This window comes from Streptomyces sp. NPDC031132 (assembly GCF_055570595.1).
Window position 1 is genome coordinate 5021 of record NZ_JBVIGX010000051.1, and the last position, 8098, is coordinate 13118.

General features: G+C 74.4%; 8 protein-coding genes and 1 pseudogene. 5 read left to right on the top strand and 4 right to left on the bottom strand.

What is annotated here, in order from left to right; translation table 11 throughout:
* Both ACZ49B_RS36400 and ACZ49B_RS36405 read left to right on the top strand, forming a co-directional pair.
* Positions 1-1081, top strand: a 1081-nt coding sequence (locus ACZ49B_RS36400) for a PucR family transcriptional regulator (protein ID WP_468314877.1), incomplete at its 5' end; no start/stop codon positions are given.
* Between the two features lie 154 nt (positions 1082-1235).
* Positions 1236-2012, top strand: a complete 777-nt coding sequence (locus ACZ49B_RS36405) for a hypothetical protein (RefSeq protein ID WP_468314879.1) — start codon at positions 1236-1238, stop codon at positions 2010-2012.
* A 25-nt stretch (positions 2013-2037) separates the two neighbouring features.
* Here ACZ49B_RS36405 and ACZ49B_RS36410 read toward each other — a convergent pair whose 3' ends face one another.
* Positions 2038-2778, bottom strand: a complete 741-nt coding sequence (locus ACZ49B_RS36410; RefSeq protein WP_468314882.1) for a GntR family transcriptional regulator — start codon at positions 2776-2778, stop codon at positions 2038-2040.
* 63 nt (positions 2779-2841) lie between these two features.
* Here ACZ49B_RS36410 and ACZ49B_RS36415 point away from each other — a divergent pair, with 63 nt between their 5' ends.
* Together ACZ49B_RS36415 and ACZ49B_RS36420 are read left to right on the top strand one after the other, a co-directional pair.
* Positions 2842-3693 (top strand): (2Fe-2S)-binding protein, encoded by an 852-nt coding sequence (locus ACZ49B_RS36415; RefSeq protein ID WP_468314884.1) that lies wholly within the window; start codon positions 2842-2844, stop codon positions 3691-3693.
* A gap of 204 nt (positions 3694-3897) precedes the next feature.
* Complete coding sequence (locus tag ACZ49B_RS36420; RefSeq protein ID WP_468314886.1) at positions 3898-4959, top strand: DUF2637 domain-containing protein; 1062 nt, start codon at positions 3898-3900, stop codon at positions 4957-4959.
* 74 nt (positions 4960-5033) lie between these two features.
* Here ACZ49B_RS36420 and ACZ49B_RS36425 read toward each other — a convergent pair whose 3' ends face one another.
* Both ACZ49B_RS36425 and ACZ49B_RS36430 read right to left on the bottom strand, forming a co-directional pair.
* Positions 5034-5444, bottom strand: coding sequence for an ATP-binding protein (locus tag ACZ49B_RS36425; protein ID WP_468314888.1), 411 nt, complete (start codon positions 5442-5444; stop codon positions 5034-5036).
* 169 nt (positions 5445-5613) lie between these two features.
* Positions 5614-6200 (bottom strand): annotated as a pseudogene (locus tag ACZ49B_RS36430) (thiamine pyrophosphate-dependent enzyme); the annotation flags it as partial.
* A 296-nt stretch (positions 6201-6496) separates the two neighbouring features.
* On the opposite strand from ACZ49B_RS36430, the gene ACZ49B_RS36435 reads away from it, so the two are divergent.
* The gene (locus tag ACZ49B_RS36435; protein WP_468314890.1) at positions 6497-6706 is read left to right on the top strand and encodes a hypothetical protein; all 210 of its coding nucleotides are present in this window, start codon (positions 6497-6499) and stop codon (positions 6704-6706) included.
* Between the two features lie 225 nt (positions 6707-6931).
* Here ACZ49B_RS36435 and ACZ49B_RS36440 read toward each other — a convergent pair whose 3' ends face one another.
* Positions 6932-7906: a protein phosphatase 2C domain-containing protein gene (locus tag ACZ49B_RS36440; protein WP_468314892.1), complete on the bottom strand. Its 975-nt coding sequence runs from the start codon at positions 7904-7906 to the stop codon at positions 6932-6934.
* Positions 7907-8098 lie beyond the last annotated feature (192 nt).

Below are 8098 nucleotides of genomic sequence, written 5' to 3' on the forward strand. Positions count from 1 at the left end.
AGGGTCACACCCCCCGCCCTCCGCCAGGGGCCCCCCCCCCCCCCCCCCCGCAACAGGCCACCCCCCCCCCCCCCCCCCCCCCCCCGGGGCGCGTGACGTGCGCGAGAGCGTGCTCTCGGACTGGCTGCTGGCCGTCGAGGCGGACGCGGGCGACTGGCCCGCCGAGCGGCTCGACCTGCTCCAGGGCGTGACCCAGCTGATCGCCGTGGAGCGGGACCGGCGCGACGCCGCCCGTACGGTGCGCCGCCGCCTCGCCCAGGAGGTGCTGGAGCTCGTCCAGACGGGCGCCGCGCCCGCCGAGATCGCCGCCCGCCTGCGGGTCGCGGCCCCGGTGCTGCTGCCCGGGCTGGGCACCGCCCCGCACTGGCAGGTCGTCGTGGCGCGGGTCGACTGGGACGGCGGGGACATCCCCGGCGGCCCGGTGGCCCAGTCGCTGCTGGAGGAGATCCTGATCGACCCGTCCGTCTCGGGGCCCGAGCCCTCGGACCGGATCGCGGTGGCCCATGCGGGTGACGAGGCCATCGCGCTCGTACCTCTGCCCGCCCTGCCCGGGGAGCCCGGCGAGGAGCGGGGCGGCCCGGACAGCGCCCTGCACGCCGACGAGCTGCTCTCCGCCGTACGGGAGCCCCTGCAGGCGGGCCTCGCCGACGACGGCCGGCTCACCCTGGGCGTCAGTGCCGCCGTGCACTCCGCGGAGGGGCTGCGCGGGGCGCTGGAGGAGGCCCGGCACGCCCGCAGGGTCGCCGCGGCGCGCCCCGGCCGGGTGTGCGCGGCGGGCCACCACGAGCTGGCCTCGCACGTCCTGCTGCTGCCGTTCGTCCCGGACGACGTGCGCCGGGCCTTCACGGCGCGCCTGCTGGACCCGCTGCGGGACTACGACCGCCGCCACCGCGCGGAGCTCATTCCGACGCTGGAGGCGTTCCTGGACTGCGACGGCTCGTGGACGCGGTGCGCGACGCGACTGCACCTGCACGTCAACACGCTGCGCTACCGGGTCGGGCGAATCGAGCAGTTGACGGGGCGTGACCTCTCGCGGCTGGAGGACAAGCTCGACTTCTTCCTGGCACTGCGGATGAGCTGAGCAGATCCGGCCAGGGGCGGCAGCGGATGCCTGACGCGGCATCCGGACTTTGTGAAAGAGTTCACCCGACCCCTTGGCCGAAGCCGCCGATCCGTGCTCTCATTTCGGCCCAGGGCTCGACGACGTGCTGCTTGGTTGCTTTGGGGAGGGCAATGTGGCGGATACCGCCATGTCCGGTGCCGGAACTACCGGGGGAGACGACCCCCTCCAGCGGGCGATATGGCGGCTGCGCTCGCGCGGCTGTTGGACCGACGCGGCGGCCCTGCTGACGCCGCACCTGCCCGACGCCGGCGCGGCCGTGCAGCGCACCGCGCTGCTGGTCGAGCGGTGCCTGTTCACCGGGCAGGGCTGGGCGGAGGCCGAGGACGCACTGCGGGTCGCGGAGGCGGTCGCCCGGGACGACGACGAGCGGGGCTCGGCGGCCTGCGAGCGGGGGCAGCTGGCGTACGCGGCCACCGTGCTCGGGGTCCGCGACCGCTCGGACGAGGCCCGGTCGGCGCTGGGCCGGGCGGCGGCGCTGCTGTCCCCGGGCTCCCGGACGCGGCCCCTGCTGGACTTCCGGCGCGGCCTGGTCGCGGAACACCTGGCGGACGACCCCCAGTCGGCCCGGCCCGCGTACCGCCGCGCCCATGCCGGGGCCCTGGCCCACGGGGACACCCTCCTCCTGTCCTTCACCTGGCGGCACCTGGCGGCGCTGGCCCTGCGCGACGGGGAGGTGGCGGAGGCCCGCAAGGGCTTCGCGGAGTCCCTGCTCATCCGGGAGGAGCTGGGCTTCCTGATCGGCACGGCCCCGGCGCTGGCGGCCCTGGCCGAAGCCGAGCCGGAACCGGAGGCCGCCCGCCTCCGCGCGGAGGCCCGCCGCCTGTTCCACCTCCTGGGCGGCATCCCCACCTGGCTGGCGGACCAGCTCCACCCGGCCCCGGCCACCTGACGGCCCCGGCCCTGGCGGGGGCCGGTCAGGCGCCGGTGAAGTGGTTGCGGATCAGGGGTTCGATCAGCGGAAGGTCGCCTGCGATCAGGGCCTCCAGCAGGGCCGAGTGCTCCGCCGCGTCCGCGACGAGCTCCGCCCTGCGGACCCGCGGAGCGCCCGGCAGCGGCCACTGGGAGCGGCGGTGGAGGTCCTCCGCGACCTGGACCAGCTGCTCGTTCCCGCCGAGGGAGAGGACCTCCCGGTGGAAGGCCCGGTCCGCGTCCGCGTAGCCCGGGAGGTCACCGGCCGCAGCGGCCTCGGCCGCCGCGGCCGCCGCCGGCCGCAGCGCCGACCAGGCCTCCGCCGGGAGCGTACGGGCGAGGCGCAGCATCACCGGCACCTCCAGCAGCGCGCGGACCTCCGCCAGCTCCGCCAGGGCCCGCGGCGTGCGCGACAGCACCCGGAAGCCCCGGTTCGGCAGGCATTCCACCGCCCCCTCCAGCGCCAGCTGCTGCATCGCCTCGCGCACGGGCGTCGCGGAGACGCCGAAGCGCTCCCCCAGGGCCGGGCCGGAGTAGATCTCCCCCGGCACCAGCTCCCCGTCGACGAGCGCGGCACGCAGCGCGTCCAGCACCTGCCCGCGCACCGAATGGCGCAGCACCTTCTGCGTCGGGATCAGCGCCGTCACCCCGACGTGGGCCGCTTCGTGCACTCGGTCCTCCTCGGGTCTCGACCTGGGCCCTCCGAGAATAGGCGAATCGATCCGGCAAGTGCTGGTACAGGGCATCGAGATCAGTTAAGGTAAGGCTTACCTTCGTCCATCGCGATCACGTGAATCGGTGGTTCCGCCATGCCCGACAGCTCCGTCGACGCCCCGCCCCCGACCGGCTCTCCGGTGGCGGATGCGTACGCACGCCTGTCGCAGGTGTACGGCAAGCTGCAGATCACCGAGCGCGCAGCGCACGAGAACGCCCCTCGCGGTGTGGGGTGGGTCGGTGCGGATGCGCTCGCGGCGGGCGGAGCGGAGCTGGAGGGGTACCTCGCCTGGGACGACGCCCAGGTCCTGCGGGACTACGGCCGCCAGGCCCGTCCCGACGTGGTGGCCACCTTCGGCCTGCACCGGTACGCATGGCCCGCCTGCCTGCTGATCACGGCCCCCTGGTTCCTCCACCGGCGGGTGCCCCTGCTGTCGGCGCAGCAGGTGGCCTTCCACCGGACCCAGGGGCGCATGAGCGTGCGCGTCGACTCCTTCGCCTGCCTGCCGGACGATCCGGCGGCCGCCCTCCCCGGGGCCCGTGTCGTGCCCGACGAGGAGGCGCTGCGCGGTGAGGTGCGGGCTGCGGTGGCCCAGCACCTCGAGCCCCTCCTGGAGAGCTTCGGCCCCCGCACGCGGCGCGGCCGCCGCGCCCTGTGGGGCATGGTGACCGACGAGATCGTCTCGGGCGTCTGGCACCTGGGCAAGCTCGTGGGCGAGGAGCGGCGGGCCCGGGCCGAGCTGGAGGCGCTGCTGCCCGGCAGGACGGCCCCGTACACCGCGGGCGCGGCGTTCCGCATGCTCTCCGGCCCGGGCGGCGAACCGCTGCCCACCCGGGACCGGGCCAGCTGCTGCCTCTTCTACACGATCCGGCCCGAGGACACCTGCACCACCTGCCCCCGTACGTGCGACGCGGACCGCATCGTCCGCCTCACGGCTGCCGCCTGACATCTGAACCCACTCGTCCGGCTGACCATAATCGAACACAACTCGGGCCTTACGAGCGGCAGTTCGAGCTACAACACCCTATCCGGCGGGCCCCACCCCCCGATGGCGTCCACTTGCCCCGAAACCCGCATGCCGGGCCGATCTCCTGCGTCACCATGGCTCCCGGAAGGCCGCATACGCGAGGCAGAGGCAAGGGACATCCGCATGAGACTGACCGACATATCGCTGGACTGGCTGCTGCCCGGCAGCCTGCTGATCCTGGGCGTACTTGCGGCAGTTGCGGTACTGGCCCGGGGCAAGCGGGAGGGCGACAAGGCCGCGGCCGACGACACCTGGGAGCGCAGCGAAGAGCGGCGGCGGCGCAAGGAAGCCGTCTACGGAACCGCCTCCTACGTCCTGCTGTTCTGCTGCGCGGCGGTGGCCGCCGCGCTCTCCTTCCACGGACTGGTCGGCTTCGGCCGGCAGAACCTGAACCTCTCCGGGGGCTGGGAGTACCTGGTCCCCTTCGGCCTCGACGGCGCCGCCATGTTCTGCTCGGTGCTCGCCGTCCGCGAGGCGAGCCACGGTGACGCGGCCCTCGGCTCCCGCATGCTGGTCTGGCTGTTCGCGGGCGCGGCCGCCTGGTTCAACTGGGTGCACGCGCCGCGCGGCATGGGCCACGACGGTGCCCCGCAGTTCTTCGCCGGGATGTCGCTCTCGGCGGCCGTCCTCTTCGACCGCGCCCTCAAGCAGACCCGCCGGGCGGCGCTGCGCGAACAGGGCCTGATTCCGCGGCCGTTGCCGCAGATCCGGATGGTCCGCTGGCTGCGGGCCCCCCGGGAGACCTTCGGCGCCTGGTCGCTCATGCTGCTGGAGGGGGTCCGCACCCTCGACGAGGCCGTCGACGAGGTGCGCGAGGACAAGCGCGAGCGGGAGCAGGACCGCCACCGCAGGCGCAACGAGAACCGGCTGGACCGGGCCCGCATCAAGGCCCTGGGCCGGCAGAACCGGGCGTTCGGGCGATCCCGCGCCCGCCAGGTCGACGTGCCGGGGCTGGCCCCCGGGTCGGGCTCCGCGCCGGTCGGCGCGGAGCCGGCCATAGCGGAAACGGGACAGCTGCCCGCACCGCGCCGCCGGCCCTCCCTGCAGGCCGTGCACCGGACCGAGACCGCTGAGGTGACCGGCCCCCGGACGGTGGACCTCACCGCCGAGGACGACACCCAGACCATCCCCCGCCTCGACTCGCTCGAGCGCAAACTCAAGGACCTGGAGCAGCAGTTCGGCTGAGGCTGCACCCGCTCAGGACCTCGGAGGGCCCGCCGGTCAGGCGGGCCCTCCGCCGTGCGTCCCGCCGTACGCCGCTACGCCCCGTCGTACATCGCGAGGGCGCCGTCCAGCTCGAACCACACCACCTTGCCGCCGGCCTGCACCGGCGCGTCCACGCCCCAGGCGTCGGCGAGGGCCTGCACCAGCACCAGCCCCCGGCCGTGCGTACCGTCGTCGGCGGTCGGTACGTACGGCCGGGGCCGGCGCGAGGCGTAGTCCCGGACCTCCACCCTCAGCCGGTCCGCGGCGAGCCGCGCGGACACCTCCGCGCCCTGGTCGGTGTGGACGAGGGCATTGGTGACGAGCTCGGTGATGAGCAGCTCCGCCACCTCCGCGGCGTCGGCCGCGCACCGATGGCGCATCAACTCCCGTAACGCCCGGCGCACTTCGCCCACGGCCTTGAGATCCGCCCGGCGTACGCTTCGGGTGATCTCCAGCGCGTCCACCGCTCCCCCGCCCTCGACGGACGGTTCACGCGGTACGGGCCGCCCTCTCCTCCACTGCTTCCCTGTCTTCGCCCCCACCCGCACGGCGATGTACCTCCCCCGTGTCCCATGGATCTCGAACTGGTCTACGGGATGCATGCCCGCCGGGGCAATCCGCACTCCTGCGGGCTTACGGGCGCGGCACGTTGCGCAGGTGGGATCGAGCCATCCGGATCACCCGGCCCCTCCCTCCGTCCAGCACGATCTTGCCGTCCGAAAGTGCAGAACCGGTCACCCTCTCGGCGCTGATCCTGGGCGGAACGGACAAGGCGTCGGGATCGGTCACCACGTCCACCGACGCGGGCCCCTTGTGGCGGAAGACATCCTTCAGAGCCCCGGTGAGCTGCTCGGGCTTCTCCACGCGGACCCGAAGGCGCCCGCTGCGCGTGCGCTCGGCGCGAAATCCGGTTTGTGACGGGCCGTTCCGTACGAGGGCAGGCCGGAAACCGGCATCTCCAACGCGACCGTCCCGGCTGATGAGTTGTCGAAGAGGACCACTTTGACGGGCAGGTCGTACTGCACCAGGGTGAGGAAATCTCCCATCGGCATCGAGGAACCGCCGTCGCTCGCCGTCGACACCCCTTGACGGCCGCGGTCCGTGAACGGTGCGCCTACGGCCTGCGGGAGGGCCTTGGCCGTGGAGCCGTGGCTGAAGGAGCCGATGATGCGCCGCTTGCCGTTCGGGGAAAGATAGCGCGCCGCGCCCAGGTTGCACATGCACCCGGGTGTTCAGGGCGCGCAGGGTCTCCCGTACGTCTCCCCGGACGCGAGGTCCCCCTGCGAGCGTGGCCCCGTAGGCGGCGCCGTGGCCGAGCAGCCCGCTCATGCCGACGTCGTACCACTTTGTCGCACTCGGGACACCTGCGTCTGAGAGGAGCGGCCTACGACCGCCGCCAGTGGCCCACTCCCCACAGGCCCGTCACCCGAACGGCGTAACAAGACGAGCCACCCACATGGGTGAAGATCACGCTGGTGAGTGCCCCAACCGCGGCAATCCGTGAAAGGCGAACCACATGCGCAGTCGACGAATCCTCGCCGCCGTCATGGCCACGGCGGCCCTCGCCGGACTCGGCCTCAGCGGTGTAGCCACCGCACAGGCCGCCACCGCACAGGGTGCCCCTTCCTACGTCACCCCTTCTCAGTGCAAGCAGGGCGGCGGAACGCCCGATCTGACGGACAACGTCTGCAAGGGCGGTACGTACAACGGGGAGCAGATCGACTAACCCCCACCCCCCAAGGCGCCCCGCAGCCACGCTCTGCGGGGCGCTCCCGCGCGAGCGTGCTGCAACAGCACGGTTACACCGGGACACGTACGTCACCAAGGATTGTCGTACTGGATCCACTCCTTGCCGCGCGGCCGGAGGGCGTCGGCGGCCGGGTTCGGGCTGTCGCCGACGACGCCGTACATCCGGCGCACGCCGGCGCGTAGGAGGATGTCCAGGAACCCGTTACGCCTCCCAGACCGCGGCGGCCGTCCGGTCGTCGGCGTAGCCCTTGAGGCGGAGCTGGGTGTCAGCGAGGAAGGCCGCGAGGCCGGGGGGCTCCGGGTCGGCCCAGCGGGCCGCGAGTTCGGCCGAAAGGAGGCCCTCCTCGCGCATGGGGTCCGCGAGCCCGCCGGAGCAGAGCAGCAGGGTGTCGCCGGGCCGGGCCACGGCGGCCCGGAACCGGAACCCGTCCCCGGCGGTCTCGGCCGAGTCCGACTCCGGCTCCGGCTTCGGTTCCGGCTCCAGGTCCTCCCACGCCCCGGCCCGGAGCCGGAACAGGCCGCCGGAGCCCGCGCCGAAGCAGACCCGGGTCTTGCACTCGGGGTCGATGGGGAGCAGGAGCACGCGTAGCCCTGCGGTGTACGCGTCCTCCGGGAGCCCGAGCTCGGCGGCGTGCGCCCGCAGGCGGCCGTAGCCGCGGTCGGTGAGCCGCTGGAGCCCCGAGCGCAGGGCGTCACGCCGGCCGGCGCGGATGTCGTCGGCCAGCCGCTCCCGGCTCCGGCCCACGGCCGACGCCATCCAGCGGCACAGCTCGACGGCGGCCTCGGCGGCCCCGGGGGCGGCCCGGTCACCGCCGGCCAGGGCCACGAGGACGAGGGCGTCGTCGCCGGTGCCGAAGCGGGCGGTCAGCAGGAAGTCCCGCCGGGCCTCGCCGCGGAACCGGGCGGAGTCCCCGCGCACGGAGGTGGCGCGCAGGGTGTACGTCCCGTGCCGGGCCCCCTCGAGGACGGTGTCGGGCACGAGCTCGTCGAGCGCCCCCGGATCGGCGAGGGGCAGCGCCCCGGGCTCGGCGGCGTAGGTGGGCGCCCGGTCCCCGAGATACCCCACCAGCGGCCGCTCCCCGCCGGGGGGCTCGGCCGGCGGCCCGCCGTCGAGCACGGCACTGGCGCCGGACCAGGACTCGCCGACGGCCTCCGCGCCGGCACCGGGCCGGGCCACAGGCACGGGCCCCTCGCCGGGCCCGGCACCGGCGGCGCCGAGCTCCGCGGCCTCCCCGGCCCCGGGCCACGCCGCTCCCCCGGGTTGCGGGGGGGGGGGGGGGGGGGGGAAGGGAAGAAGAGGAGGGAAGGGCCAGGAGGGTGGCGCCGACAAAAAAGTCATCGGGTGCGGAGGCGCTGCGACAAGAGGAGG